Source organism: Streptomyces sp. NPDC029466, assembly GCF_055574515.1.
Map to the genome: position 1 here is coordinate 161,482 of NZ_JBVHZH010000002.1, position 25,817 is coordinate 187,298.

The 25,817-nt window shown below is 73.3% G+C and carries 18 protein-coding genes and 1 riboswitch; of the genes, 11 read left to right on the forward strand and 7 right to left on the reverse strand.

The genetic code is table 11. From position 1 onward, the window contains the following. The first annotated feature begins 14 nt into the window (after window positions 1-14). The 3 genes from ACZ4XD_RS02500 (at window position 15) to ACZ4XD_RS02510 (ending at window position 3,424) form a co-directional block, all read left to right on the forward strand. Entirely contained in the window at window positions 15-1,313 is a 1,299-nt protein-coding gene (locus tag ACZ4XD_RS02500; protein WP_468037418.1) for a PspC domain-containing protein, read from the forward strand. Between the two features lie 89 nt (window positions 1,314-1,402). After that, a complete protein-coding gene (locus tag ACZ4XD_RS02505; RefSeq protein WP_468037420.1) occupies window positions 1,403-2,113 on the forward strand; it encodes a LuxR C-terminal-related transcriptional regulator in 711 nt (236 codons plus the stop codon). A gap of 186 nt (window positions 2,114-2,299) precedes the next feature. Next, entirely contained in the window at window positions 2,300-3,424 is a 1,125-nt protein-coding gene (locus tag ACZ4XD_RS02510) for an alpha/beta hydrolase (RefSeq protein ID WP_468037422.1), read from the forward strand. Between the two features lie 259 nt (window positions 3,425-3,683). On the opposite strand, the gene ACZ4XD_RS02515 is transcribed toward ACZ4XD_RS02510, so the two are convergent. Beyond that, window positions 3,684-4,862 carry a C40 family peptidase gene (locus ACZ4XD_RS02515; protein WP_468037425.1) on the reverse strand — a complete coding sequence of 393 codons (1,179 nt, stop codon included), beginning with the start codon at window positions 4,860-4,862 and terminating at the stop codon, window positions 3,684-3,686. A gap of 324 nt (window positions 4,863-5,186) precedes the next feature. On the opposite strand from ACZ4XD_RS02515, the gene ACZ4XD_RS02520 reads away from it, so the two are divergent. Beyond that, window positions 5,187-5,540: a hypothetical protein gene (locus ACZ4XD_RS02520; RefSeq protein WP_468037427.1), complete on the forward strand. Its 354-nt coding sequence runs from the start codon at window positions 5,187-5,189 to the stop codon at window positions 5,538-5,540. 118 nt (window positions 5,541-5,658) lie between these two features. Here the strand turns inward: ACZ4XD_RS02520 and ACZ4XD_RS02525 are convergent, their stop codons facing one another. Continuing rightward, on the reverse strand, window positions 5,659-6,807 hold the full coding sequence (locus tag ACZ4XD_RS02525; protein WP_468037429.1) for a C40 family peptidase: 1,149 nt from the start codon (window positions 6,805-6,807) through the stop codon (window positions 5,659-5,661). A gap of 7 nt (window positions 6,808-6,814) precedes the next feature. After that, window positions 6,815-6,998, reverse strand: a riboswitch (cyclic di-AMP (ydaO/yuaA leader). Window positions 6,999-7,287: 289 nt separating this feature from the next. Here ACZ4XD_RS02525 and pcrA point away from each other — a divergent pair. Further along, complete coding sequence (pcrA, locus tag ACZ4XD_RS02530; RefSeq protein WP_468037431.1) at window positions 7,288-9,741, forward strand: DNA helicase PcrA; 2,454 nt, start codon at window positions 7,288-7,290, stop codon at window positions 9,739-9,741. Between the two features lie 63 nt (window positions 9,742-9,804). Here the strand turns inward: pcrA and ACZ4XD_RS02535 are convergent, their stop codons facing one another. Then, the gene (locus ACZ4XD_RS02535; RefSeq protein WP_468037433.1) at window positions 9,805-11,595 is read right to left on the reverse strand and encodes a M23 family metallopeptidase; all 1,791 of its coding nucleotides are present in this window, start codon (window positions 11,593-11,595) and stop codon (window positions 9,805-9,807) included. Between the two features lie 266 nt (window positions 11,596-11,861). Next, a complete protein-coding gene (locus ACZ4XD_RS02540; RefSeq protein ID WP_468037435.1) occupies window positions 11,862-12,794 on the reverse strand; it encodes an esterase/lipase family protein in 933 nt (310 codons plus the stop codon). A gap of 369 nt (window positions 12,795-13,163) precedes the next feature. Here ACZ4XD_RS02540 and ACZ4XD_RS02545 point away from each other — a divergent pair, with 369 nt between their 5' ends. Further along, window positions 13,164-13,622 (forward strand): cobalamin B12-binding domain-containing protein, encoded by a 459-nt coding sequence (locus tag ACZ4XD_RS02545; protein WP_468037436.1) that lies wholly within the window; start codon window positions 13,164-13,166, stop codon window positions 13,620-13,622. 188 nt (window positions 13,623-13,810) lie between these two features. Here ACZ4XD_RS02545 and ACZ4XD_RS02550 read toward each other — a convergent pair whose 3' ends face one another. Together ACZ4XD_RS02550 and ACZ4XD_RS02555 are read right to left on the reverse strand one after the other, a co-directional pair. Continuing rightward, window positions 13,811-15,628: a DUF5691 domain-containing protein gene (locus tag ACZ4XD_RS02550; RefSeq protein ID WP_468037438.1), complete on the reverse strand. Its 1,818-nt coding sequence runs from the start codon at window positions 15,626-15,628 to the stop codon at window positions 13,811-13,813. Window positions 15,629-15,696: 68 nt separating this feature from the next. After that, on the reverse strand, window positions 15,697-17,061 hold the full coding sequence (locus ACZ4XD_RS02555) for an SWIM zinc finger family protein (RefSeq protein WP_468037440.1): 1,365 nt from the start codon (window positions 17,059-17,061) through the stop codon (window positions 15,697-15,699). 167 nt (window positions 17,062-17,228) lie between these two features. Here ACZ4XD_RS02555 and ACZ4XD_RS02560 point away from each other — a divergent pair, with 167 nt between their 5' ends. The 5 genes from ACZ4XD_RS02560 to ACZ4XD_RS02580 all read left to right on the forward strand — a co-directional run bounded on the left by ACZ4XD_RS02560 (window position 17,229) and on the right by ACZ4XD_RS02580 (window position 24,637). Next, complete coding sequence (locus ACZ4XD_RS02560) at window positions 17,229-18,383, forward strand: ATP-binding protein (protein ID WP_468037442.1); 1,155 nt, start codon at window positions 17,229-17,231, stop codon at window positions 18,381-18,383. After that, on the forward strand, window positions 18,380-20,833 hold the full coding sequence (locus tag ACZ4XD_RS02565) for a DUF5682 family protein (protein ID WP_468037444.1): 2,454 nt from the start codon (window positions 18,380-18,382) through the stop codon (window positions 20,831-20,833). The genes ACZ4XD_RS02560 and ACZ4XD_RS02565 overlap by 4 nt, the downstream gene beginning before the upstream one ends. After that, window positions 20,830-22,125 (forward strand): VWA domain-containing protein, encoded by a 1,296-nt coding sequence (locus ACZ4XD_RS02570; RefSeq protein WP_468037446.1) that lies wholly within the window; start codon window positions 20,830-20,832, stop codon window positions 22,123-22,125. The genes ACZ4XD_RS02565 and ACZ4XD_RS02570 overlap by 4 nt, the downstream gene beginning before the upstream one ends. Window positions 22,126-22,257: 132 nt before the next feature. Then, window positions 22,258-23,130, forward strand: coding sequence for a hypothetical protein (locus tag ACZ4XD_RS02575; protein WP_468037448.1), 873 nt, complete (start codon window positions 22,258-22,260; stop codon window positions 23,128-23,130). Between the two features lie 94 nt (window positions 23,131-23,224). Next, window positions 23,225-24,637 carry a hypothetical protein gene (locus ACZ4XD_RS02580; RefSeq protein ID WP_468037450.1) on the forward strand — a complete coding sequence of 471 codons (1,413 nt, stop codon included), beginning with the start codon at window positions 23,225-23,227 and terminating at the stop codon, window positions 24,635-24,637. 133 nt (window positions 24,638-24,770) lie between these two features. On the opposite strand, the gene ACZ4XD_RS02585 is transcribed toward ACZ4XD_RS02580, so the two are convergent. After that, window positions 24,771-25,691, reverse strand: a complete 921-nt coding sequence (locus tag ACZ4XD_RS02585) for a peptidoglycan-binding protein (protein WP_468037452.1) — start codon at window positions 25,689-25,691, stop codon at window positions 24,771-24,773. Between the last annotated feature and the right edge of the window lie 126 nt (window positions 25,692-25,817).

Genomic DNA, 25,817 nt, shown 5'->3' on the forward strand with positions numbered 1-25,817 from the left:
TGACGATCGGGCACATGACCACCGCCCCACCCCGCGCCGAGACGGGCTACGCCCCGGCGCCGGACCCTGACGACCCGCCTGTGCGCAAGCTCTACCGCAGCGCCGACGGGCGGCTGCTCGGTGGCGTCGCGCGGGGGCTCGCGGGCCATCTCGGACTGCCGGTCTCCTGGGTGCGGATCGTGTTCGTGGCCCTCTTCATGGCCGACGGGATGGGCGCGCTGTTGTATGCCGCGTTCTGGTTCTTCGTCCCGCTGGGCATCGGCGGTGTGGAGTACCGGCAGCCCGCCGCGGGCGACGGCAGGCGCCGCCTGCTGCGCCACCGGCCCGACAGGGGACAGGTCTTCGCGCTGATCGCGCTGCTCATCGGAGCCTCGATCGTCGCCTCCCGCTTCCAGCTGGGCCAGGCCGACGGCTATCTCTGGCCGGTGCTGCTGATCGGCGCCGGTGTCGCCCTGGTGTGGCGGCAGGCGGACAACTCCCGCCGCGCCCAGTGGCTGGAGCTCGGCCGCCACAAGGCCCTGCTGCCGATGGTGCGCGGCGCTGCCGGGGTGCTGCTGGTGGGCGTCGGAGTGACGGGCATCGTCGTGCTTCAGGGGTCGGTGCGCCATCTCGGGTCGGTGCTTCAGGCCGCGCTCGCCGTCGTCGTCGGCATAGCGCTGCTGGCGGGCCCCTATCTCGTGCGGATGGCCCAGGACCTCTCGGAGGAACGGCTGATGCGCATCCGCGCCCAGGAGCGCGCCGAAGTGGCCGCCCATGTCCATGACTCGGTCCTGCACACCCTCACCCTGATCCAGCGCAATGCGGACGACCCCCGGGAGGTGGCGCGGCTGGCCCGCGCCCAGGAGCGTGAGCTGCGCGCCTGGCTCTACAAACCCGAGGGCCGCGGCAAGGAGGAGGACGAGGAGCCGGCCACCCTGGCGGACGCGGTCCGCAGGTCCGCCGCCGAGGTGGAGGACCACCACGGTGTCCCCATCGAGGTCGTGGTCGTCGGCGACTGCCCGCTGGACGAGCCGCTGGGCGCCCAGATGCAGGCCGCCCGCGAGGCGATGGTCAATGCCGCGAAATACGGCGGCGAGGGCGGCGCGGTGCAGGTGTTCGCCGAAGTGGAGGGCCGTACGGTCTTCGTCTCGGTGCGCGACCGCGGCCCCGGATTCGACCTGGACGCGGTCCCCGCGGACCGGATGGGCGTACGGGAGTCCATCATCGGCCGTATGGAGCGCCATGGCGGCACCGCCCGGCTGCGGTCCGCCCCCGAGGGCGGCACGGTCGTCGAGCTGGAAATCGAGCGCGCGGCGACGGAGCCCGATATATGACCGGCCCCGGTGAGGGGCGGCCGGAGACGACAGCGCGCGCCGGGGCACGGGATGATGGCGGGGCAGACACCGAGGGACGGGCGGAAGAGATGAGCAGCGAGGACGCACAGCAGGACGGGACCGGCGGGGCGGACGGGGGCCGGACCGTACGGGTCGTGCTGGTCGACGACCACCGGATGTTCCGTACGGGTGTCCAGGCCGAGATCGGCGAGACCGGGCGCACCGGCGTCGAGGTCGTCGGCGAGGCCGCCGACGTCGACCAGGCGCTCACGGTCATCACGGCCACCCGCCCCGAGGTCGTCCTCCTGGACGTCCACCTCCCCGGGGGCGGCGGCGTCGAGGTGTTGCGCCGCGGCGCCACGATGATGAGCGACGTCGAGCGCCCGGTCCGCTTCCTGGCGCTCTCCGTCTCCGACGCGGCCGAGGACGTCATCGGCGTCATCCGGGGCGGCGCCCGCGGCTATGTCACCAAGACGATCACGGGCACGGACCTGGTCGACGCGATCTTCCGGGTCGCCGACGGCGACGCGGTCTTCTCCCCGCGGCTGGCCGGCTTCGTCCTGGACGCCTTCGCCTCGTCGGACGCCCCGCCGATCGACGAGGACCTCGACCGCCTCACCCAGCGCGAGCGGGAGGTCCTGCGGCTGATCGCCCGCGGCTATGCCTACAAGGAGATCGCCAAGCAGCTGTTCATCTCCGTGAAGACCGTCGAGTCCCATGTCTCCGCGGTGCTGCGCAAGCTCCAGCTCTCCAACCGCCATGAGCTGACCCGGTGGGCCGCGGCCCGGCGGCTGGTCTGAGCTGCACAACCGGCACGGGGCGGGCGCACCCGCAGCTTCATGACGAGGGAGTAACAAAGCACCACAGAAGGGCAACCAGGACCCCGCGGATCACCATCTAAGGGCGCGGAGAGGCTCACTGCCGAAGGCGGGGCCGGAACCATCCCCACGTCCTTCGCGTAGTTTTGTCCTGGAAGCGAGATCCCGATGAGCCTGACGGGCACGCCCTTCTTCCTCACCTCGCTCACGCTGCTGATCGTCGCCGTCGTGCTGCCCTTCGCCCTCTGGGGCCGAATAGCCGGGCCGCCCCTGGTGCGCGGTCTCGCCCGGCTGCTGATGCTGCTGTTCGCCCAGGTCACGGCCATCACCGTGGTCTTCGTCCTGGTCAACAACGCCAACAGCCTCTACGACACCTGGGGCGATCTGCTCGGCACCGACAGCCATGTCGAGGCGGCCCGCGACCTCGGCCCCGACGGCATGGGCGGCCGGCAGGTCGCGCACGAGCCCAAGCAGATCCAGCGCTTCCGCCCGGCCGACGACCCCAAGGTGGGCGCCGATGTCCGGATGACCGACCTCCAGGGCAAGATCTCGGGGGTGCGGGGCGAGGTGTACGTCTGGCTGCCGCCGCAGTACAACGACCCCGCCTACCGGAACAAGAAGTTCCCGGTGGTCCAGCTGCTGCCCGGCTACCCGGGCTCGGCGAAGTCCTGGCTGGGCTCGCTGCACGCGGCCCAGCAGCTGATGCCGCTGATGCGGAGCGGCACGGTCAAGCCGGCCATCCTGGTGGCGCCCCGGACCAACCTGCTCCCCGGTGTGGACACCGGATGCGTCAACCTCCCCGGGAAGGTCAACGCCGACAGCTGGCTGACCGTCGACGTCCGCAAGATGATCATTGACAACTTCCGGGCCGGCGACAAGCCGGACTCCTGGGCCCTGGCCGGGTATTCGGCCGGTGCGCACTGCGCCGCCAAGCTCGCGCTGGCCCACCCCGACCGCTACCGTGCCGCGGTCGCCATGTCCGGCTACAACGACCCGGCGCTGGAGCGCGACTCGCTGGCCGGCAAGGACCCCAAGCTGCGCATCGAGTCCAACCCGCTGCACATCCTGAAGACGGCCAACGCGGCCGGCAAGCCGCCCCGTACCGCGCTGTATGTGTCGGGCGCGGCCCGCGACGGCTACCAGTCCGGCCTCGCTCTGCGGCAGTACGCACAGCTCCCGACGACGGTGACCGTGCAGCTGATCCCGGCGAGCGCGGGCGGCCACACCACGGCGGTCTGGGAGCAGCAGGTCCCGCAGATCTTCCGCTGGCTGGGGACACAGCTCAGGGCGTGAGCACACGGGGACGCCGCCGGGCCCTCGGGCGCGAGCGGAACGGGGAGGACGCCACCGGGACCTCTCCGCAACCGGGACGGCGGACGCCACCGGCCCTCTCCGCAACGGGATGGGGCCCCACCGGGCCCTCTCCGACGCGACCGGGACCGGGACCGGGACCGCGACCGTGACCGGGGGCGGGGGCGGAAGCAGGAAAGCGAGACCCGAGTCCCTCTCCGCGCGCGGCAGTCGGCGGCGTCGCCGCGCACTCTCCCCCTGGCTACGCGGGCCGGGTCGCCGCCGCGAACGGCATCTGGTCGATCGGCGCGATCCGTACCGGCGCGCCCGGATGCGGCGCGTGGATCATCCGGCCGTCCCCGACGTAGATGCCCACATGGCTGATGCCCGAGTAGAAGAACACCAGGTCACCGGGGGCGAGTTGGGAGCGGGCGACCCGCGGCCCGGAGCTGATCTGGGTGTAGGTCGTACGGGGCAGGGCGACCCCGCCGGCCTTCCACGCGGCCTGGGTCAGCCCGGAGCAGTCGTAGCCGGCGGGCCCTGTCGCGCCCCAGACGTACGGCTTGCCGAGGGCGCTGTAGGCGAAGGCGACGGCGCGGGCGGCGCGGGGGTTGGGCGCCTGCGCCGCGGCGGCCCCCGCAGCGCCGGGAAGCCGGCTGAGCACGCCGCCCCCGTCGCCGCCCCCGTGGCCGTCCCCCTGGCCCGTGCGGCCGCCCCCGCGCGTGCTCCGTGCGCCGTCCCGGGCCGTCATCCGCTGCCGCTGCTCCGCGGTCAGCCGGGACAGCAGCTGCTCGGCGGCGTCCAGCTTGTGGACGACGGTGACCCGGTGCTTCTTCAGCTGCGCCTCGGTGTCCGCCAGCCGCTCCACGGTGTCCTCGGCCCGCTGCCGGACCTGCCGGACGCTGCCGAGCCGGCGCGCGTAACCGGCCACGGCCGTCGCCTGATGGCTGCCCGTACGCTCCAGCACCGCGGCGCCGTCCAGATAGCGCTGGGGGTCCGAGGACAGCAGCAGCCGTACGGTCGGGTCGACGCCGCCGGAGCGGTACTGGCCGGCGGCCAGGGCGCCCAGTTCGGTGCGGGCGGCGTTCAGCTTCCCGGTCCTGCGGGCGGCCTCGTCCTGGAGCCGGCTCAGCTCCTCGCGTGCGGTGTCGGCGGATTCCTTCGCACCGTTGTAGCTCTGCGTGGCCACCTCTGCCTCCTGGTACAGCGCGTCGACCCGGTCCTTGACCTGGGCGGGGGTGAGCCGGTGTGCGGCCTGGCCGGCGGCGTCGAAATCGGGGGTGGCGCTTGCCGCCTGCGCGAGGCCGAACGTGGGGGCGGCTCCGGCCAGCGCCAGGGTGGCGGCCGTACGGGCGGTGCGCGCGCTGCGCGAGCCGCCACCGGTGAGCGAGGCGAGCGGATGCTGCCGGGGCTTGCGGTGCGAGGCCACGGTGGCCGTCACTTCCTTCCCTTCGAGCCGCGGGTCCGGCGGCGGTCCGTCACGGGGGCAACGGGCCGCCGCCGCACCTCTCGGCGGGGGCGGCCGACGGAACGCCGGTGGGAGCCCGGCGAGGCGGGGAGTCGGCCGCCTGAGGGAGGACGCTAAGCCTGGGTGTCGCGGCAGTGAGTGCGCTTGCCCGGCATTGTCCGCTTTCGACCGCGGCGGGTACGCCGGTGACCGCGGTGCCATGGCCGTACGGCCGGGACCGGCCTGGCCTGACCGAAGCGGAGATAGGGGGTGCCCTGCCCGAAGGGCCGTGCTATACGGCGGCTACGATCCAGCACTATGGACGTAGTAATCAATATCTTCGTCGGCCTGCACATCATCGGCATCGCCTCCCTGCTGGGCGGCTTTCTGACCCAGATGAAGGCGATGAGCGCGGGCACCGCCCGCTTCGTGCCGGCCATGCTGCACGGCGCGCTGACGATGCTGGTCACCGGCATCGTGCTGGTCGGCCTCAACCAGGCCCAGGACCACCCGCTGAACAACCTCAAGCTCGGCATCAAGATGGCCGTCCTGGTGGTGATCCTGGCGCTGGTCTACGTCAAGCGGGACGACGAGACGGTCGACAAGCCGCTCTTCGGCGCGGTCGGCGGTCTGACCGTGGCCAACATCTTCATCGCGGTGCTCTGGACCTGACGAGCGTCCCACCACGGCACACCGCGCGGTCCTCGCCTCCGTATGGGGAGGCGACGGCCGCGCGGTGGCGTGTGGGGGGTGACCGTGGGGGGTGGTCTGCTGGGGGAGCGGGGCGGGCTCAGCCCGGACGGACGCTCCCGTATATCGGCATGTAGTAGATCGACTCCTCCCGGACGCTGGCGCCCGGCTTCGGAGCGTGCACCATCTTCCCGTCGCCCATGTACATGCCGACGTGGCTGATGTCGTCATAGAAGAAGACCAGGTCGCCGGGCTGAAGATCCTTGGTGGCCACCCGCTGGCCCACCTTGACCTGGTCCCAGGTCGTCCGCGGCAGATCGACGCCCGCCGCCTTCCACGCCGCCTGGGTCAGCCCCGAGCAGTCGTAGGAAGTGGGCCCGGTCGCGCCCCAGACGTACGGCTTGCCTATCTGAGCGCGGGCGAAGGCGAGCGCCTTTTCGCCCTTGCTGGTGGCCGAGTCGCCCGTGGAGCCACCCGTGGAGTCGCCACCCGTGGAGCCCCCGGTCGAGCCGTCGCCGTCCTGCTGCCGCTGGCGCTCCCGCTCCTGCTGCTTGCGCGCCTCCTCCGCGGCCCGGCGCTTGGCCGCCGCCTCCTTCTGGCGCTCCAGCTCCGCCAGCCGCGCCTTCTCCTGGGCGGTCAGCCGGGACAGCAGCTGCCGGGCCTCGGACAGCTTGTCCTGGACGGAGCGCTTGGACTCCTTGAGGGAGGCCTGCGACGCCTGCAACCGCTCCAGGCTGCGGGTCGCCTGGGCGCGCTGCTTGGTGGCCGCCGCCTGCTGCTCCTGGTAGTCGGTGACGGCCTGCTTCTGCCGGCCGGTCAGCCGCTCCATGAGGTGGTTGCGGTCGACGTACTGCTGTGGGTCCTTGGCGAGCATCAGCTGCGCCGTCGGGTTCATGCCGCCGGTCCGGTACTGCGCCGAGGCGAAGGTGCCCAGCAGGCGCCGGGACTCGTTCATCTTCTCGGCGCGCTTGGCGGAGGCGTCGAGCAGCTCGTCCACGGTGTCGCGCTGGCTCTCGGCGCGCTCCTTGGCGGCGTTGTATTTCTGGGTGGCCACCTCGGCCTGGTGGTAGAGGTCGTCGACCTTCTGCTTGACCTCTTCGACGGTGGGCTTGGGCGCCGTGGGGGCCGCTTGGGCGGACTGCGAGAGCAGGGTGACCGAGGCGAGGGCGGCGGTGGTGAGTCCGGCCGCCGTACGACGGCCGGTGGGTGAGGCGAGAACGCTGGTGCGCGGCTTGCGATGCGACGCCAAGACCGGCAACTCCTTCCGTGGACCGCCTACCGGGTTAGCTGTCGGGTTCGGGCGGTGTCGCTGACGGAAGGCTTGCCCTACGGTCCGGACGTCCACTGGCGACGGCCGTACGGATCGATTCACCCCGGTGGTGCTGGTGGGTCCCCGGCTCCGGGTGCCTGAGGGCAGGCCGGACTCGGCGTCGGCGGCCCGTGCGAACCTGTCGTCCGCGGGGAGGCGGGCTGCCTGAGCGAGGACGTTAGCCAACTCGTGTGGCTCCTGTGAAGGCTGATGTTCGATATGCCCGAAACCTTTTCGTGACCTGAACGCGATGCGGGGGTTGTTGTGGCAGATGTCGGGTTCGGGTAACCGAAGCGCCACCCGGCCGGCGCCTGGCCGCCGGCCCCTGACCTGCCCCTGCGCCCGGGGCCGACCGGAGACGGCCCGCAATCCGCCACTCCGCGGCGGACTGTCAGTGCGGCGGCCTAGACTCGGTGGGCGATGAGCAGCCTCTTTGACGACAGCTTCCTGGCGGACCTCGGCCACAAGGGCGAGGAGGAGCACCCCCCGCCCCCCGAGGACGAGCACGGCCCGGCCCCGGAGGAGATCCCCGCCGACCTCTTCGGCGGGAGGTTCGACGCGCCCGCGCCCAGGGAGTCGTATTACCGCGACGGCGCCGCCCGCCCCGCCATCGACCCGGCGACGCTGCTGGAGGGGCTCAACGACGAGCAGAAGGCCGCGGTGGTGCACACCGGCGGCCCGCTGCTGATCGTCGCCGGCGCCGGCTCCGGCAAGACCCGGGTGCTCACCCACCGCATCGCGCATCTGCTCGCCGAGCGGCATGTCCACCCCGGCCAGATCCTCGCGATCACGTTCACCAACAAGGCCGCCGGTGAGATGAAGGAGCGCGTCGAGGAACTGGTCGGCCCGCGCGCGAACGCCATGTGGGTCTCCACCTTCCACAGCGCCTGCGTCCGCATCCTGCGCCGCGAGTCCAAGAAGCTGGGCTTCACCTCGTCCTTCTCGATCTACGACGCGGCCGACTCCAAGCGCCTGATGGCCCTGGTCTGCCGTGATCTGGATCTGGACCCCAAGCGCTACCCGCCCAAGTCCTTCAGCGCGAAGATCTCCAACCTCAAGAACGAGCTCATCGACGAGGAGACCTTCGCCGGGACCGCTGCCGACGGGTTCGAGAAGACCCTGGCCGAGGCGTATGCGATGTACCAGGCCCGGCTGCGCGAGGCCAACGCCCTGGACTTCGACGACATCATCATGACGACGGTCAATCTGCTCCAGGCATTCCCGGACGTCGCCGAGCACTACCGCCGCCGCTTCCGCCATGTCCTCGTCGACGAGTACCAGGACACCAACCACGCCCAGTACACCCTCGTACGCGAACTGGTCGGCCCCGCCGAGACCGCCGCCGAACTCTGCGTCGTCGGTGACGCCGACCAGTCGATCTACGCCTTCCGCGGCGCCACGATCCGCAACATCCTCCAGTTCGAGGAGGACTACCCGGACGCGACCACGATCCTGCTGGAGCAGAACTACCGCTCCTCGCAGACGATCCTGTCCGCCGCCAACGCCGTCATCGAGCGCAACGAGAACCGCCGCCCCAAGAACCTCTGGACGGACGCCGGCGCCGGCCCCAAGATCACCGGCTATGTCGCCGACACCGAGCACGACGAGGCCCAGTTCGTCGCCGACGAGATCGACCGGCTGACGGACGCCAAGGACGCCAGGGCCGGCGATGTCGCCGTCTTCTACCGCACCAACGCCCAGTCCCGTGTCTTCGAAGAGATCTTCATCCGGGTCGGGCTGCCCTACAAGGTCGTCGGCGGTGTGCGCTTCTACGAGCGCAAGGAGGTCCGCGATGTGCTCGCCTATCTGCGGGTGCTCGCCAACCCCGAGGACACCGTCCCGCTGCGCCGCATCCTCAACGTTCCCAAGCGCGGCATCGGCGACCGCGCCGAGGCGATGATCGACGCCCTGTCGCTCCGCGAGAAGATCACCTTCCCGCAGGCGCTGCGCCGGGTCGACGAGGCCTACGGCATGGCGGCCCGCTCCGCCAACGCCGTCAAGCGCTTCAACGTCCTCATGGAGGAGCTGCGGACCATCGTCGAGTCCGGCGCCGGCCCCGCCACCATCCTGGAAGCGGTCCTGGAGCGTACGGGCTACCTCGCCGAGCTCCAGGCCTCCACCGACCCCCAGGACGAGACCCGGATCGAGAACCTCCAGGAACTCGCCGCCGTCGCCCTGGAATTCGAGCAGGACCGCGGGGAGGAGAACCCCGGCACCCTCTCCGACTTCCTGGAGCAGGTCGCCCTGGTCGCCGACTCCGACCAGATCCCGGACGAGGACGAGGAAGGCAGCGGCGTCATCACCCTCATGACGCTGCACACCGCCAAGGGCCTGGAATTCCCGGTGGTCTTCCTGACCGGCATGGAGGACGGCGTCTTCCCGCACATGCGCTCGCTCGGCCAGACCAAAGAGCTGGAGGAGGAGCGCCGGCTGGCCTATGTCGGCATCACCCGCGCCCGCGAGCGGCTCTATGTCACCCGCTCGACGATGCGCAGCGCCTGGGGCCAGCCCTCATACAACCCGCCCTCCCGGTTCCTGGAGGAGATCCCGGACGACTACGTGGAGTGGAAGCGGACGGGCCCGGCGACGCCGTCCGCCTCCATGGGCGGCCTGTCGGCCGGCGGCGGAGGCGGCTTCGGCTCCTCGCTGTCGTCGTCGCGCGCCAAGGGCCCCAGCGGCTTCGCGACCCGCCGCACCTCGGACCGCCCGGTGGTCTCGCTGGCCACCGGCGACCGCGTCACACACGACAGCTTCGGCCTCGGCACGGTCGTCGGCGTCAAGGGCAGCGGTGACAACGCCGAGGCGACGATCGACTTCGGCGGCGAGAAGCCCAAGCGGCTGCTGCTGCGGTACGCGCCGGTGGAGAAGCTGTAACGGAAGCCGGAAGCCGGAAGCCCCCGGGCGCATGCCTCGGGGGCTTCGACGGAGCGTCGGCGGTCAGTTCGGGTCGAGGCCGTGGTCGCGCAGCCACGGCAGCGGGTCGACCGCCGCGCCGCCGCCGGGACGCACCTCGAAGTGCAGATGCGGACCGGTGGAATTGCCGGAGTTGCCCGAATAGGCAATCTGGTCACCGGCCTTGACCGAACCGGAGCGGATCTTGGTGCTGCTGAGATGGCAGTACCAGGTCTCCGTGCCGTCGGGCGCCGTCACGATCGCCATGTTGCCGTAGGCGGAGTTCCACTGGGTGCGTACGGTGCCGTCGGTGGCGGACATGACCGGGGTGCCGTAGCTGACCGGGAAGTCGATACCGGTGTGCAGCGACATCCAGTTCACCCCGGCCTGGCCGAACTGGGCGCTCAGCCCGTGCTGCTTGACCGGCAGCAGGAACTTGGGCCGCATCGCCTCCTTGCGGGCCGCCTCCTCCGCCTTGCGCTTGCGCTCCAGCGCCTGGCGCTCCTTGAGGTCGATCCGCTCCTGGGTACGGCTGGCCCGGTCGCGGAAGTCGTCGGCGCTGGCGCTGAGTCCGGCGAGCTGGGTGTCGAGCTTGTTGTTGGCCGCGGCCGGCTTGACGGCCCCGGCATCGGGCGCGGCCTGGGCGGTCGCATCAGCCTGGTCGTCCCCGCCGAAGCCGGTGACGGACGCGGCGGCCACCGCGCACACGCCCATGGCGGCGACCGAGGGCACCGCGACGGTCAGCAGCGCCGACCGCTTCGCCGTACGCCGCCGGCCCCGGCCGCGGACGACCTTCCCGGCGTCCGGCCCGGCGACCCGCCGGCCGGCCGGGGCGGGGGCAGGGGCAGGGGCGGCGGGGGTGATCGGCATGGCCTGCGTCATGGCGTCCGCCACGGCCGCGGCCTCGCTGTAGTCCTCGGCGTCGCCGGGCGAGTGCTCGTCCGCCTCGGCCCGGCCGGTGTCGGCCCGGCCGGTGTCGTACGGGTCGTTCGCGGGCCGCTCGCCGTCGGGGCCGCCGTTGCTGAAATGTCCGGCCTCGTCCCAAGTGGCGCTGTCCCACTGGAGGGTGTCGGTCGGGGGCGGCCCGGCCTGCGCCGGGATATTGGCGAGCAGGTCCTGGTCCGTGGTCGACCAGATCGCGGTGGCCTCGTAGCTCGCGGTCTCCTGGAGCGCGGTGGCCTGCCGGTCGAAGGCGTCGAAGGTATCGGCGGCCTCGTACGCGCCGGTGGCGTAACTGCCGGTGTCATACGCGCCGGTGGGATAGCTCCCGGTGTCGTAGCCGCCGTGACCGTACGCGGTGGCGTCATAACCGGCCGTCTCGAACCCGGACGAGGCGTACGCGCTCGCGTCGTGCGCCGGGGCGTCGTAGGTGGTGTGCGCGTACGGGTCGTAGCCCGCGCCGGAGGCGTGCGGGTCGGCGGCGGCATAGGCGCCGGTGTCCCATCCGCCGGTCTCCCATGCGCCGGTGTCCCACTGGGGGGAGGTGTAGCTTCCGGTGTCGTACGCGCCGGTGGCATAGCCGTCGCCCGCCGGGTATGTCCCCGTGTCGTAGGCATCGGTGCCGTATGTGCCGGTGCCATAGACGCTCATGCCGTAGGCGCCCGTCGCACTGTGTGTGCCGGTGTCGTACATCCCGGTGTCATAGGTGCCGGTGTCGTACATACCGGTCTCGTACGAGCCGGGGAGCGAGCCGAAGAGGGGGTCGCCGTCGCCGTATTCGGCGACACCGGCCGGGGCCTGCTGTGCATAGGAGTCGTAGGCCGGGTAATGCGCATACGAGGCGTCGGCAGGAGAGCCGGTCGGAGGCTGGGCCCCCGAGGGGTGACGGTCGTTCACCAACTTCTCTTTCGCCTCGGCAGCAGGAGAATTAGCGGCGACTGTACCCGGCGGTACGCGACGGCGACAATCTTCAACTGGTTTTGGGCTAGGCCAGATCGGGCATTTGGCCGCCTTTCGGCAGTCCCCATGCGAGCTCTTGGCGCCTCGTTCGAAGTTTGTTCGACTTCTGGTCAAGATCATGTCGTGGATACGGCACCGATACGGCGTCGTGACGACCTCCCGCGGACGCCTGGCAGGTCCTCGCGGTCGTCGCGGTCGGCCGGTCAGGCCACCGAAATGGTCTCCGCGGCTCCTTCCGCGGTTTCCGCCGCGGCCAGCGCTTCCCGTATTCCGGCGGCGACGGTGCCATTGACCGGCAGGGCGAGATGTCCGACACCGGCGACATGCACGTTGTACGCGAGCAAATCAGGGTGACTGATTCTCGCTGTTGTGGCCGGAACCATCACCTGGTCCTCGGCACTCCAGAAAGCCACGAATTGCGTGCGGCAATTCGGCGCGGGCCGCGCCAACTCCGCTATCACCTCGGAATCGGGGCGCATCTGGCGGACGAGGGGGTGGGCCGACAGCAGGGGTGCGATACGGGTGCCGGAGTGCGGGGTGCCGAGCGTGATCACCGTACGGACGCGGGTGTCGCCGCCCAGCCGCTGTACGTAATAGCGGGCGATGAGCCCGCCGAGGCTGTGGCCCACGAGGTCCACCCGGCGATGGCCGGTCCGGGCACAGACCTCCTCCACATGGCGGCCGAGCAGCTCGGCGGCCTTACGGAGATCGCAGGTCAGCAGGGAGTGGTTGAGCGCCTCGACATGGCGCCAGCCGTGCCGGTGCAGTGAGCGGCGCAGCAGCAGGAACACGGAGCGGTTGTCGATGAAGCCGTGGAGCAGGAGGACCGGCGGATGGGCCCGGCCCTCGGTCGGCAGCATCGTGGGCGCGCCGGGGGCGGGCTGCGGGGCCGCCGGCTCCAGGAACCCCTCCGGGGGCTCGGCTACGGGAGGGGCTGTGGTTCGTGGCATGGGGCGTTCCTGGGAGATGCCGGTCGGATAGAGGAGGAGATGGCCGGCGAGGATCGCCAGGTCCACGACCGTGCTGCGCAGGAGAAGGGAAGAGGTGCGGGTGGGGAGCAGGCGCGCGCACCGGAGGGGCGTGGAAACCAGGCGCGCGAACAGAAGGGGTGCGGAGAGAAAGGGCAGGGCCTGCATGGCCGACCTCCCGAACGGCACGCGGAAGGCGGCGTCGACCCCCGTATGCCCTCGCGGGAAGCCCTGGGCGGCGATGACGGGCAGGCGACTGATGGCGCTGACGCGTGCCCGGCGGTTCGGTGGCCCGGCTGCTCCCCGTGCGCCCGGCCCGCGCCCTGCGCCGCCCGGCTCCGGCGGCACGACACGCGGGACGCGGCGCGTAGCGAACGTGTCCCGTGTGTGATTTCCCCCTCCCCGGATGTCACGAAACGGCTGGGTACGCGATGCTGGCGATAACGTTCGTTCACGCTCGTGGCCGCCGGATCGCGGTCGCGCGATCGATTGTCGGCTCGGCGGCACCACAGTGCCGTGCATGGCTTGGAGGCAGTGATGAGTGTGGCTCGGCATGACGAAGCGCAAGCGGGGAGCCAGAGCGCGGCGGGCCGGTCGGGGCCGATCCGTGTGGTGGTGGCCAAGCCGGGCCTGGACGGGCACGACCGGGGCGCCAAGGTCATCGCGCGGGCGCTGCGCGACGCCGGTATGGAGGTGATCTACACCGGGCTGCACCAGACCCCCGAGCAGATCGTCGACACCGCGATCCAGGAAGACGCCGACGCGATCGGGCTGTCCATCCTCTCCGGGGCGCACAACACCCTCTTCGCGAAGGTCATCGCCCTCCTGGAGGAGCGGGACGCGGCGGATATCAAGGTCTTCGGCGGCGGCATCATCCCCGAGGCGGACATCGCCCCGCTCAAGGCCCAGGGTGTCGCGGAGATCTTCACGCCGGGCGCCACGACCGCCTCGATCGTGGAGTGGGTCCACACTCACGTCCGTTCGCTGGCGGTCTGAGACGCCGCGGAGCCGGTGCGGCGGCCCGGCCCGGCGGCCGGGCCGCGGTGGGGGACCGGGGCGGCGGGCCCCGGTACGCGCGGCCACGGCGGGGGCGGCCCTGGCGTCCGTGACCTTGGTGTTCGTGACCTTGCTGTCCGCCGTCTTGATGTCCGCGGTCTTGCTGTGCGCGGTCTTGATGTCCGCGGTCATGGCAGGCGGGGGCCCGGCTCGGCCCCGTGGGGGGCGGTGGGTGCGGCACCGGTACTGCGGTCCGGGCCGGGGCCGGTGTCGTCGCCGGTGGGTGGCGGGGTGAGTTCCGTACGCATGGTGGCGCGCAGGCGCAGGGTGCCGACCAGGCGCTGGAAGGCCTCGGACCAGTAGCCGCCGGAGCCGGGCGAGGCGCCCTCCGGCTCGTCCGTGGCGGCCGTGAGCATGTCCAGACGGTCCGCGGCGGCCGGGTCCAGACAGCGCTCGGCCAGGCCCATCACCCCGCTGAAGCTCCAGGGGTAGCTGCCCGCGTCCCGGGCGATGTCCAGGGCGTCGACCACCGCTCCGCCGAGCGGCTCGGCCCACGGGACCGCACACACCCCGAGCATCCGGAAGGCCTCCGACAGGCCGTGCGCCGCGATGAACTCCGCCACCCAGCGGGCCCGTTCGTCCTCGGGAAGCACGGTCAGCAGCTTCGTCAGGTCCCGTGACGAGCCGGCCGGGGCGACCTCGGCGGCCTGGGACGGGGCGGCCGGCGCCCCCAGCAGCGCCCGCGCCCAGTCGGCGTTCCGCTGGCGCACGGCGGCGCGGCACCAGGCATCGTGCAGCTCCGTCCGCCAGTCGTCGCCCACCGGCAGCGCGATGATCGCCGCCGCGTCCCGGCCCCCGAAGCGTGGGTGCCAGCCGTCCAGGGGTGTCGCCTCCACCAACTGGCTCAGCCACCAGGACCGTTCGCCCCGTCCGGAGGGGGGCTTGGGGGCCACGCCGTCCCGCTGCATCCCCGGATCGCACTCATGGGGTGCCTCCACCGCGATCACCGGTGCGTCGGCCGTGCGGTCCAGGCCGATGCAGGTGTGCGCCCGCTGCGCCATACGGGCCGCGAGGGGGGAGCCGGGCAGCGTGGAGAGCAGTTCGGCGGCGGTGGCGCGGACATTGCGGCTGCGGTCGGCCAGGGCCTGTTCGAGGAAGGGCTCATCCGCCGCCGAGAGGTCCGCGCGCAGTGAGTCGAGGAACATCAGGCGGTCCTCGGCCCGTTCCGTGGGCCAGGTCGTGGTCAGCAGTGCCAGGCCCGCGGGCGGGTCGTGGCGGCGCAGGGCGGTCAGCAGGGCGACCCGCTCCGCGAACAGGCCCTCCTCCCAGGTGCGCCGTACGGCCGCGGGGTCACCGTCGCCGGGGAGCCCGGCCCGGCTGCCGGTCCCCCGGAGCGCGAACTTCCATTCGTCGTTGAGCCGGGCCAGCCACAGGGCCCGCGGCCCCGCCAGGGTGAGCGCGGCGGGCCGCAGGTCCGTACGGGCCCGGGCGGCGTCGAGCAGCGCGGGCAGCAGGACCTCCGGGGCGCGGTAGCCGTGGTCGACGGCGGCGGTCAGCCACTGGGGCAGCAGCTCGGTGAGGTCGGGGGCCGTGCCACGGCGGCTGCCGCCTCCGCCGGCGCCGCGGTCGGCGAGCAGCAGGGACAGCCGGCGGCGGGCCGCGGGCGGCAGCGGGGGCCGTGGGTCGGCCGGGGCCGGGGCGGGCCGTTCACCGGCCGGCGCGGGGCGCAGTGCGGCGCGCCGGCGCACCGTGCTCACCGCGGCCGCGTCCAGCAGCGCGGCCGCGGGGCCCTGCCCCGGCCGCGCCGCCACCGGCGGGGTCCGCCGTTCGGTCCCCAGCAACGCGGCGCTCACGAGATCGGACCAGGGGGCGGGGGCGGCCGTGGTGGCCGCGGCGGAGGGGGCGGGTGAAGTGAAGGGGACGGGTGACGTGGTGGGGGTGGGTGAGGTCGTGGGGGTGGGTGAAGTGGCGGGGGTGGGTGAAGGGGTGGGGGTGGTGCGCGTCATGCCCTTCCTCCAGGCATCGGGGGTGGACGGCGGCCGGGCGGGCCGGGGTGTCGTGGCGCCGGTGCGGGTCACAGGGACACCGGGGTGGGGTCCCAGGCGGTCAGCGGCAGAAAGCCGCGATGGCCGCATTCGCCGAAGACCGTGATCGGGGCCCCGCCCGACAGGGCGACCAGCTGCCACAGGCTGGTCCGGCCGACGCAGCGCGGGTCGAGCGGGAGTGCCGACTCGCCGTCAGCGTCGGCCAGTTGCCACCCCGTCCCGTCGCGGCTCGGTATCGGGGTGACCTCGCTGAGCACCACCGGCCAGGAATCCAGCCACGGGTCGTCGCGCAGCGCGTCGCCGTATGCGGCCAGGGCGGCGTCTATGCCACCGCCCGGGGGCACCGGCCCGTGGGTCACCGGGGCGTGCCGCTCGCCGAAGGTGGCACGCAGCGGGCGGGCACCCGGGTAGTAGGCGAGGTCCGCGTCGAGCACCAGGCCGGGCGGCAGCGCCAGGTCCAGGGGGCGGCCGGTGGAGCCGCCGAAGGAGAGATGCAGCGCCATCCGGCCGGTCCGCTCGCCCCGCAGAAAGATTCTGCGGGTGAGCAACTTGCCGTCATCGCTGTCCTGTTGGGCGAGCACCAGCCAGCGGTCCCGGACGGTCGCCGCCTCGGAGCCGGTCAGCAGGTCCGCCGCTTCCGTGGTCAGCCCGACGCGCGCGCGGACCGTCGCGGCGAGCGGGCCCGGCAGCCGCTCGATGCCGAGGAACCCCTGGTCGAGGAGGTGCAGCAGCGCACACTCCTCCAGCATCCTGGCCGGCCAGTCCGGCCCGGACGCCACTACGGACGACAACTCCCGTACACGCGAGGCGAGTCCGGGAGCCTGGGCATCGACCATGCGGGCCGCCGTCTCGTCCCAGGAGTCGCCCTCGCTCCCGTCCGACGCCAGTCCGGACCGGAGCAGATCCTCCAGTCGCTGTTCCAGCTCCGTGGCCCCGGCGCCGATCCGCTGCATCCGGCGCTCCGCCCGCCGCCGGGCGGCCTCCGGGTCCGCGGGTGCACGCGACGGGGCGCCCGCGCCCGACGGCGCGCCCGCGGCGCGCCCGGCCCGCTCCCGCCGTCCGGCCAGCCACTCACCCGCCCAGGGGGACGGTTCCCCGGCCGGCACCTCTCCGCCGTCGTCGCCCGCCCAGAGCAGCAGCAGTCCCAGGGCGTGCTTGCAGGGAAACTTACGGCTGGGGCAACTGCACGTGAACGCGGGCCCGTTGAGGTCCACGACCGTTTGATACGGCTTCTTGCCGCTGCCCTTGCACTGCCCCCACACCGCGTCCCCGCCCGCGCCCGTTTCCGACCACGGTCCGGGCGCCGCGAGCTTGCCGCCCGCTCTGCGTGATGCCTCGTCAGGTGCCAGTGCGAGCACCTGATCCGTCGTCCAGCGTTCCCCCTGCGGATTCATGTCTCCGACGCTACGGCGCCCCACTGACAATCGCTGTGGGCCGCGATGAACTCGCAGGCCAGAGCCGCTTTTCGGGCGATTGTCAGTGGCGTGGTGCAGGGTTGATTCCGCAAGCGGCCGCCGCGATTGCGAGGTGCCGGCCGCACACCGTGCGACGAGGGGGAACCATGTCCGCGAACAGCTTCGGGACGACCGACGACACGAGCCGGCAGACCGCGGGGGCGGCGCCGGAAGCCGCGGGCGGCGAGGCGCTGCGGCCGCATGCCGAGGACAGTTTCGCGGGCGAGCTGCGGGCCCTCGCGGCGGCCGACGACCGGCCGCGGCCGGCGCGCTGGCGGCTCTCGCCGTGGGCGGTCGCGACCTACCTCCTCGGCGGCACCCTCCCCGACGGCACGGTCATCACCCCCAAGTACGTCGGCCCGCGCCGGATCGTCGAGGTCGCCGTGACCACCCTCGCAACGGACCGCGCACTGCTCCTGCTGGGCGTGCCCGGCACAGCGAAGACCTGGGTGTCCGAGCATCTGGCGGCCGCCGTCAGCGGCGATTCCACCCTCCTGGTGCAGGGCACCGCCGGCACCCCAGAAGAGGCGATCCGCTACGGCTGGAACTACGCCCAGCTGCTCGCGCACGGCCCCAGCCGCGAGGCGCTGGTGCCCAGCCCGGTGATGCGCGCGATGGCGCAGGGCATGACCGCGCGGGTCGAGGAGCTGACCCGTATACCCGCCGACGTACAGGACACGCTCATCACCGTCCTGTCGGAAAAGACCCTGCCCATCCCGGAGTTGGGGCAGGAGGTGCAGGCGGTCCGCGGTTTCAACCTGATCGCCACCGCCAATGACCGCGACCGGGGGGTCAACGAACTCTCCAGCGCGCTGCGCCGCCGCTTCAACACCGTCGTACTCCCGCTGCCCGCCACCCCGGACGAGGAGGTGGACATCGTCTCCCGCCGGGTCGGGCAGATAGGGCGCTCGCTGGACCTCCCGACCGGACCGGAGGGACTGGACGAGATCCGCCGGGTCGTCACGGTCTTCCGCGAACTGCGGTCCGGCCTCACCACCGACGGCCGGACCAAGCTCAAGTCCCCCTCCGGCACCCTCTCCACGGCCGAGGCCATCTCCGTGGTGACGAACGGGCTGGCGCTGGCCACCCACTTCGGCGACGGTGTGCTGCGCTCCGGCGACGTGGCCGCGGGAATCCTCGGCGCCGTGGTCCGCGACCCCGCGGCCGACCGGGTCGTATGGCAGGAGTATCTGGAGACCGTGGTGCGCGAGCGCGACGGCTGGAAGGACTTCTACCGCGCCTGCCGCGAGGTGAGCGCATGAGCGAGCGCAGCGAGCGAACGACCCACGGGGGCGGGCCGGTGCTGCTCGGGGTGCGCCATCACGGCCCCGGATCGGCCCGGGCGGTGCGGGCCGCCCTGGAGCAGTGCAGGCCGACCGCGGTCCTGATCGAGGGGCCGCCGGAGGCGGACGAACTGGTGCCACTGGCCGCCCGGGAGGGGATGCGGCCGCCCGTCGCGCTGCTCGCCCATGTGCAGGACGACCCCGGCCGCGCCGCGTTCTGGCCGCTGGCCGAGTTCTCCCCGGAGTGGGTGGCGATGCGCTGGGCGCTGGCGCACGGCGTCCCGGTCCGTTTCATCGATCTGCCCGCGGCGCACTCCCTGGCGCGGGGGGAAGACGAGGAGACGGCGGACGATCGGGAGACGGCGGACGAGGCGGCGGACGAGACGGCCGGCGGGCAGGAGGCCGGCTCCGGTGCCGAGGTGCGGATCGATCCGATCGGGGTGCTGGCCGAGGCGGCCGGGTACGACGACCCCGAGCGCTGGTGGGAGGACGTGATCGAGCACCGCGGGAGCGGGGGAGCCGGCGCGGACGCGCTGGCGTCGTTCGCCGCGCTGGCCGAGGCGATGGGCGCGCTGCGGGAGACCTACGGCGACGGGGGCCATGACCGCGACCCGGTGCGGGAGGCCCATATGCGGCTCCGGCTGCGGGCCGCGCGCCGGGAGTTCGGGGACGACCTCGCCGTGGTGTGCGGCGCCTGGCACGTCCCCGCCCTGGCGCGGCGCACCACCATGACCGCCGACCGGCAGCTGCTCAAGGGCCTGCCGAAGGTGAAGACGGCGGTGACCTGGGTGCCCTGGACCCACCGCCGGCTCTCCCGCCGCAGCGGCTACGGCGCCGGAATCGCCTCCCCCGGCTGGTACGGCCATCTTTTCAGCGCCCCCGACCGCCCGGTGGAACGCTGGCTGACCAAGGTCGCCGGGCTGCTCCGAGAGGAGGACTACGCCGTCTCGTCGGCGCATGTCATCGAAGCGGTGCGGCTCGCCGAGGGGCTGGCCACGGTCCGCGGCCGCCCGCTCGCCGGGCTGACGGAGCTGGACGACGCGGTGCGCGCCGTCATGGGCGACGGAACCGATGCCCCGTCCTCGCTGATCCACGACCGGCTGGTGGTCGGCGAGGTGCTGGGCGAGGTCCCGGAGGACGCCCCCGCGGTGCCGCTGCAACAGGACATCGACCGCAGCCGCCGGACGCTGCGGCTCAAACCCGAGGTGCTGGAACGGGAACTGGAACTGGATCTGCGCAAGGAGACCGACGCCGGGCGCAGCCGGCTGCTGCACCGGCTGCGGCTGCTCGGCATCCCCTGGGGCGAGCCCACCCGCTCCCGCGGCAGCACGGGCACCTTCCGGGAGACCTGGCGGCTGCGCTGGGAGCCGGAGCTCGCCGTACGGGTCGCGGAGGCCGGCATCTGGGGCACGACCGTGCTCGCGGCCGCCACCGCCAAGGCGGCGTCCGAGGCGGCCGGAGCAGCCGGCCTCGCCGAGGTCACGGCGCTCGCCGAGCGCTGTCTGCTCGCCGAACTCCCCGACGCCCTCCCGGTGGTGATGCAGACGCTCGCGGACCGCGCGGCGCTGGACGCGGACGTGGGCCATCTCGCCCAAGCGCTGCCCGCCCTCGTACGGTCCGTGCGCTACGGCGATGTGCGCGGCACGGACGCCGCCGCGCTCCGCGAGGTGGCCACGGGCCTGGCTGAGCGGGTCTTCGTCGGACTGCCACCGGCCTGCCCGGGGCTGGACGCCGACGGAGCCGCCGAGATGCGCGGCCATCTCGACGCCACCCACCAGGCCGTCGGCCTGCTCGGCCGGCCGGAGAGCGAGCGGCAGGCGGGCGGGAAGCAGCTGCGGGCCCGTTGGGCCGGAGTGCTGCGGGCGGTCAGCGAACGGGACGCCGTGCCGGGGCTGCTCCGCGGCCGGGCGACCCGCCTCCTGCTGGACGACGGCGAGTTGGGCGAGGGGGGAGCGGAGCGGCTGATGGGGCTCGCCCTGTCGCCGGGCACCCCGCCCACCGAGGCCGCCGGCTGGATCGAGGGCTTCGCCGGCGGCGGGGACGGCGGCATGCTGCTGGTCCATGACGCCCGCCTGCTGGCGCTGGTCGACGGCTGGCTGACCGGTGTGCCGGACGCCGCGTTCACCGACGTCCTCCCGCTGCTGCGCCGCACCTTCGCCGAGTACGAGTCCGGAGTGCGGCGCACCCTCGGCGAACTGGTCCGCCGCGGTCCCGCGACGGCACCCCGCCACCCGGCCGGCGACGCCCCGGACGCGGCCGTGCCCGGCTTCGGCCCCGGCCTGGACCGCGATCGTGCCGCGGCCGTCCTTCCCACGCTCCGCATGCTGCTGGGCATCGGACAGCGCGGCTTCGACGACGAGCAACCGGACCCATCCCGCCCGGCCGGCGACTCCCGCCCGGCCGACGACCTCACGGGGGCACGGACATGACCACCACGACACCGGACCCGACGGCCCCGGCCACCGCCACCGCCCCGGCCACGCCCACGGCCCACACCCCGGCAGCGACGACGGCCGCGGCCGAGGACCCGGCCACCACACCGGCCGTCGCCCCCACCCCCGAGGCCGAACGGCTGCGCCGCTGGCGGCTGGTGCTCGGCGGGGGCGGCGCGGACGGCACGGGGTGTGCGCTCAGCGGCCGGGACGCCGCGATGGACGGGGCGCTGGCCTCGCTCTACGGACGGGAGAAGGGCCGCGGCGCCAAGACGGCCGACGGCGGCAGGCGTTCGGCGGGGCTCGGCGCCTCGGCGCCCGGGGTGGCCCGCTGGCTCGGCGACATCCGGACGTACTTCCCGTCGTCCGTGGTGCAGGTGATGCAGCGGGACGCCATCGACCGGCTGGGGCTGTCCACGCTGCTGCTGGAGCCGGAGATGCTGGAGGCCGTCGAGGCGGATGTGCATCTCGTGGGCACCCTGCTGTCGCTCAACAAGGTCATGCCGGAGACCACCAAGGAGACCGCCCGCGCCGTCGTCCGCAAGGTCGTGGAACAGCTGGAGAAGAAGCTGGCGCAGCGCACCCGCGCCACCCTCACCGGGGCACTGGACCGCTCCGCCCGTATCAGCCGGCCGCGCCACCGCGACATCGACTGGGACCGCACGATCCGGGCGAACCTCAAGAACTACCTCCCCGAGTACCGCACGGTCGTGCCGGAGCGGCTGATCGGCTACGGCCGCGCCGCGCGGTCGGTGAAGAAGGACGTGGTGCTCTGCATCGACCAGTCCGGTTCGATGGCCGCCTCGGTCGTCTACGCCTCGGTGTTCGGCGCGGTGCTGGCCTCCATGCGGACCCTCGACACCCGGCTGGTCGTCTTCGACACCTCGGTCGTCGATCTGACGGACCAACTCGACGACCCGGTCGATGTCCTCTTCGGCACCCAGCTCGGCGGCGGCACGGACATCAACCGCGCGCTCGCCTACTGCCAGTCCCGTATCACCCGCCCCGCCGACACCGTCGTCGTCCTCATCAGCGACCTCTACGAGGGCGGTATCCGGGACGAGATGCTCAAGCGGGTGGCCGCGATGAAGGCGTCCGGTGTGCAGTTCGTGACGCTGCTCGCACTGTCCGACGAGGGGGCGCCCGCCTACGACCGCGACCACGCGGCGGCCCTCGCGGCCCTGGGCGCACCGGCGTTCGCCTGCACTCCGGACCTCTTCCCGGACGTGATGGCGGCCGCGATCGAGAAACGGCCGCTGCCCATACCGGACATGGCGGAGCAACGGTGACAGGTGCCCCCGGGGGACTTGCGTGGCACCTGGTTGCTCATGCAAGTATCAGCTCATCGCTCGATCGCCCGCGACGCGTGTGACTCCGAGGGCATTCCTCGGCTGTCCCCGTCCGTATGGGAAGGTCCCCCCTTGTCTGCTGTGTTCGCCCTGCCTGCCACTGTGCGCCTGCCGCGCACGGTGGCCGTGCGGCGTGCGCTGCTGGCCGGGCTCTTCCTGGTGGGCTTCATCGCCCTCGGCTTCGCCTTCGGTCCCGGCGCCCATGCCGACGACCGCACGCAGAGCGCGGAGCTGCCCGGGGCCGTGGCCCCGGCGCGGCCCGCGGCCGAGGCGTCCACCCCGGACCGGGCCGCCACCCGGGACGGGGCGAGCCGGCTGTCCGGTTCCCGCGCCGCGGTCACCGACCGGGGCGAGGAGACCGGTGCGCGGTTCGCCGAGCGCACCCACGCCGCGTCCGACGGGGTGGCGAAGGCCGTCCGGCCCGCCGTCGAGCAGACCGCACCGGTCACCGGCCGGGTCACCGAGCCGGTGAGCCGCGTCGTACGGGAGATCGGGGACTCGGCCGGTGCCGCGCTGCCCGTGCACCTCCCGTCCGGTGAGCACGCCGAACACCCCGGAGACGGCGGCCCGCACCAGCCCGGCCGTACGCCGGGCGAGGCGCCGTCGGCCGGTTCGCGGACCGCCGCCACGGTCGACCGCGCTGCCGCCGCAGAGGCGGCTCAGCTCCTCGACGACCTGCGCCAGCCGGTCTCCGAGGGCTCCTCGGCCACCGTTCACGAGCAGCGGGACCCGGGCCACGACGGCCTTCCGGGGCAGTTCCCGCAGGGCCCGGTGGCGCCCACCTCGCACACCGCCGGTGACGGCCACGGCCCCCGTGGCGGGGACCAGTACGCCGCCGCCCCGGCGGACCCCACGCGCTTCCGGCTGCTGCCCGGTGGCGTCCGCACGGCCGATGGCGCTCCGACGCGTCGGCGTGCCGAAGAAATCCTCGAATTCCCGGGCTAGGGCAGACCGCTCCGCGTCTGTAACTGGACCTGCCGCGCGGGGGCGGGACAGGTCTGCCCGTCAAACCCCTCCGAATTCGAAGGACTTCACCACCATGCGCTCCCACATCCGTCGTTCCATCGTCGTTGCCGCTGCCGCCACCGGTCTGTGGGCCCTGGGCTCCGCCGGCGCCAACGCCGCCGAGCTGCCCGTCGGTTCGGACCTGCCGTCCACCGGCACGGTCACCGACACCGCCAAGCAGCTGCCCACCGGCGATCTGGCCGGCACCGCGACCAAGACCGCCGAGACCGCCAAGAAGACGGTCGGCGAGGTGACGGACAAGGCCACCGGCGCCCTCGGCGGCGTGTCGGCCCCCAGCCTGCCCACCGGCGAGCTGCCGCAGGCCGGCGACGTGACCGGCGCGGCCGACGGCGTGCAGAAGCAGGCCAACGGCGCCGGCCTGCCGGACGAGGCCGCCGGGCTGAAGCAGGCCAAGAAGGCCGTCAAGACCGTCAAGAAGGCCGCCAAGGGCGCCGACCTCGGCCAGGCCGGCCGCCTCACGGACGGCACGCTGCCCGCCGTTCCGAAGCTGCCCGCCACCCCGGGCGTCCCGTCCCTGCCCGGCACCCCGGCGCTGCCCAAGGCCCCCGCGCTGCCCAAGGCCCCCGGCTCGGCCGACAACCTGCTGGCCGGTCTCGCCAGTGCGGGCATCCGTCCCGAGCAGCTGACGAAGCAGGCCCAGGGTGCGCTGGCCACCGCGCGTCCGGTCGTCGACCAGACCGCCGCCGACGTGCTGCCGCCCGTCGCCCGCCGGGTCGTCGTCAAGGTCGTGCCGGTCGCCCAGGGTGCGGTCGGCGGTGCCGGTCAGCTCGCCGGTGACGCGGCCGGCCAGGCCACCCCGTTCGTGACCGTCGTCGGCGGCCAGGCGCAGCTGTTCGCGCAGGGCGCCGCGGCCGACGCGGTGCCGTTCGCCCAGGGCGTGGCCGCCGACGCGGCGCCGTTCGCGCAGGGTGAGGTCGGCAAGGCGGCCCCGTTCGCCCAGGGCAAGGCGGCCGACGCGGTGGCCTTCGCCCAGGGTGCGGCCGCTGACGCCGCCCCGTTCGCGCAGGGTCTGGCCACCGTCGTCGTGACCGACGCGCAGGGCACCGCGGGCCAGGCCGTCACCGGCGTCCGGAGCCTGACCCCGGCGAAGTCCGTGCCGGCCACCCCGGCCGTCCCGGCCGTGCCCGCCGTCCCGTCGGTGCCCGCCGTCCCGTCCGTGCCCGCGGTGCCCGCCGTCCCGGCCAACGTGACCGACGCCGTCCCGGCCGTGCCCGCCGTCCCGGCCAACGTGACCGACGCCGTCCCGGCCGTCCCGGCCAACGTGACCGACGCCCTCCCGGCCGCCCCGGCCGCCCCGGCCGTGCCCGCCGTCCCCGCCAACCTCACCGACGCCGTCGCCGTCCCGGCCGTGCCCGCCGACCTGGCCGACCTGACCAACGCCGCCAACATCCCGGCGCTGCCGGCCCTCCCGGTTCAGGCCGTCTGAGCCGCAGCCGGCACCACCGGCTCCCGGTCGCGGCGGCGACCGATGCCGGAACACCCAAGAACAGCCGGGTGGACCTCTGTGGGGGAGGTCCGCCCGGCCTTGGTGTATTTGTGCGGCAACAAGCCGCCGTCCACTACGAGTTGGGCACCCGCAGCCGTTCCCAGCTGACCCTCCCCGGCACCCCGTCCGCGTCCTTGCCGCGGAAGCCGAGCTTGCGCTGCCAGGCCGCGTACGACGCGCGGTCCGCCTCGGTCCACTCCGGACCGGGGCCCTCTTCGTAGCGGTCGCATCCCTCGGCGACCAGCCGTTCACCCATCGCCGTGATCACCGGGCTGCTGGTCCCCGACCGGAAGAAGTCCCGGCCGGGAAACGGTTCATACCGCGGAGGCCGCGGTTCCGGCGGCGTCGGACCCGAGCCGTCCGGTTCCGTACCGTCCGTCTCCGGCGCGCCCTCCGCCGGCTTCGCCAGCCGCTTCCTGACCCGGCCGCGCAGGTCGTCCATCGCGATACCGCGCGGATCGACCTTCCCGGGCTGCCACTCCTTGTGGCCTATCACCGAGCGTTCGTTCCAGCCGTGCGCCCGGCAGATCGCGGCCGACACCTTCTCGACGGCGATCCGCTGCTCCTCGGGCCACGGGTCCTTGCCGTCCCCGAGGTTGATGCACTCGAAGCCGTAGAAGTGCCGGTTGCCGTCGGTGTCCGCCTCGTTGTCCGTCGGCAGGTCCGGGTCCTCGTTGATCACCGCGCGCAGTACGTCACCGTCGCCGAGCCCGGCGTGGTTGGCGCGGCCGTTGCCGACGAGATGGACCTCGCCCTTTTTGTCGATCACGCCCAGACACAGCGGCCCCGGCAGATCGGAGCGCCCGTCGTAGCAGAGGTCCACCGAGGTGTCGGTGCCCTCGGTGGCGGTGTGGTGGATCATCACGCCGTGCGTCGGGCCCCAGGGGCCCTTCGCGTTGCGATTGTGCGTACGCCAGCTGCGGACCTCATGGACCACCAGGCCCTCGTCGCGCAGTGCCTTCAGCAGCCGGCTCGCGGTCAGCGGGGTGGCCATCAGGCGATTCCTTCCTCGTCGACCGCGGCTGCGGCCGGGCGGTGCAGCCGGTGATCCGTATCGGCCGGTGGAGCGGTTCGCGCCGGGTGCGCCGGCGAAAGCGGTCACGGGCCGGGTGACGGACGG

Coding starts and splice junctions, on each gene's coding strand:
- ACZ4XD_RS02560 (WP_468037442.1), top strand. CDS start 17,229: ATGTCCGCGAACAGCTTCGGGACGACCGACGACACGAGCCGGCAGACC.
- ACZ4XD_RS02550 (WP_468037438.1), bottom strand. CDS start 15,628: ATGACGCGCACCACCCCCACCCCTTCACCCACCCCCGCCACTTCACCC.
- ACZ4XD_RS02510 (WP_468037422.1), top strand. CDS start 2,300: ATGAGCCTGACGGGCACGCCCTTCTTCCTCACCTCGCTCACGCTGCTG.
- ACZ4XD_RS02520 (WP_468037427.1), top strand. CDS start 5,187: ATGGACGTAGTAATCAATATCTTCGTCGGCCTGCACATCATCGGCATC.
- ACZ4XD_RS02580 (WP_468037450.1), top strand. CDS start 23,225: ATGCGCTCCCACATCCGTCGTTCCATCGTCGTTGCCGCTGCCGCCACC.
- ACZ4XD_RS02555 (WP_468037440.1), bottom strand. CDS start 17,061: ATGAATCCGCAGGGGGAACGCTGGACGACGGATCAGGTGCTCGCACTG.
- ACZ4XD_RS02505 (WP_468037420.1), top strand. CDS start 1,403: ATGAGCAGCGAGGACGCACAGCAGGACGGGACCGGCGGGGCGGACGGG.
- ACZ4XD_RS02585 (WP_468037452.1), bottom strand. CDS start 25,691: ATGGCCACCCCGCTGACCGCGAGCCGGCTGCTGAAGGCACTGCGCGAC.
- ACZ4XD_RS02570 (WP_468037446.1), top strand. CDS start 20,830: ATGACCACCACGACACCGGACCCGACGGCCCCGGCCACCGCCACCGCC.
- ACZ4XD_RS02500 (WP_468037418.1), top strand. CDS start 15: ATGACCACCGCCCCACCCCGCGCCGAGACGGGCTACGCCCCGGCGCCG.
- pcrA (WP_468037431.1), top strand. CDS start 7,288: ATGAGCAGCCTCTTTGACGACAGCTTCCTGGCGGACCTCGGCCACAAG.
- ACZ4XD_RS02540 (WP_468037435.1), bottom strand. CDS start 12,794: ATGCAGGCCCTGCCCTTTCTCTCCGCACCCCTTCTGTTCGCGCGCCTG.
- ACZ4XD_RS02545 (WP_468037436.1), top strand. CDS start 13,164: ATGAGTGTGGCTCGGCATGACGAAGCGCAAGCGGGGAGCCAGAGCGCG.
- ACZ4XD_RS02565 (WP_468037444.1), top strand. CDS start 18,380: ATGAGCGAGCGCAGCGAGCGAACGACCCACGGGGGCGGGCCGGTGCTG.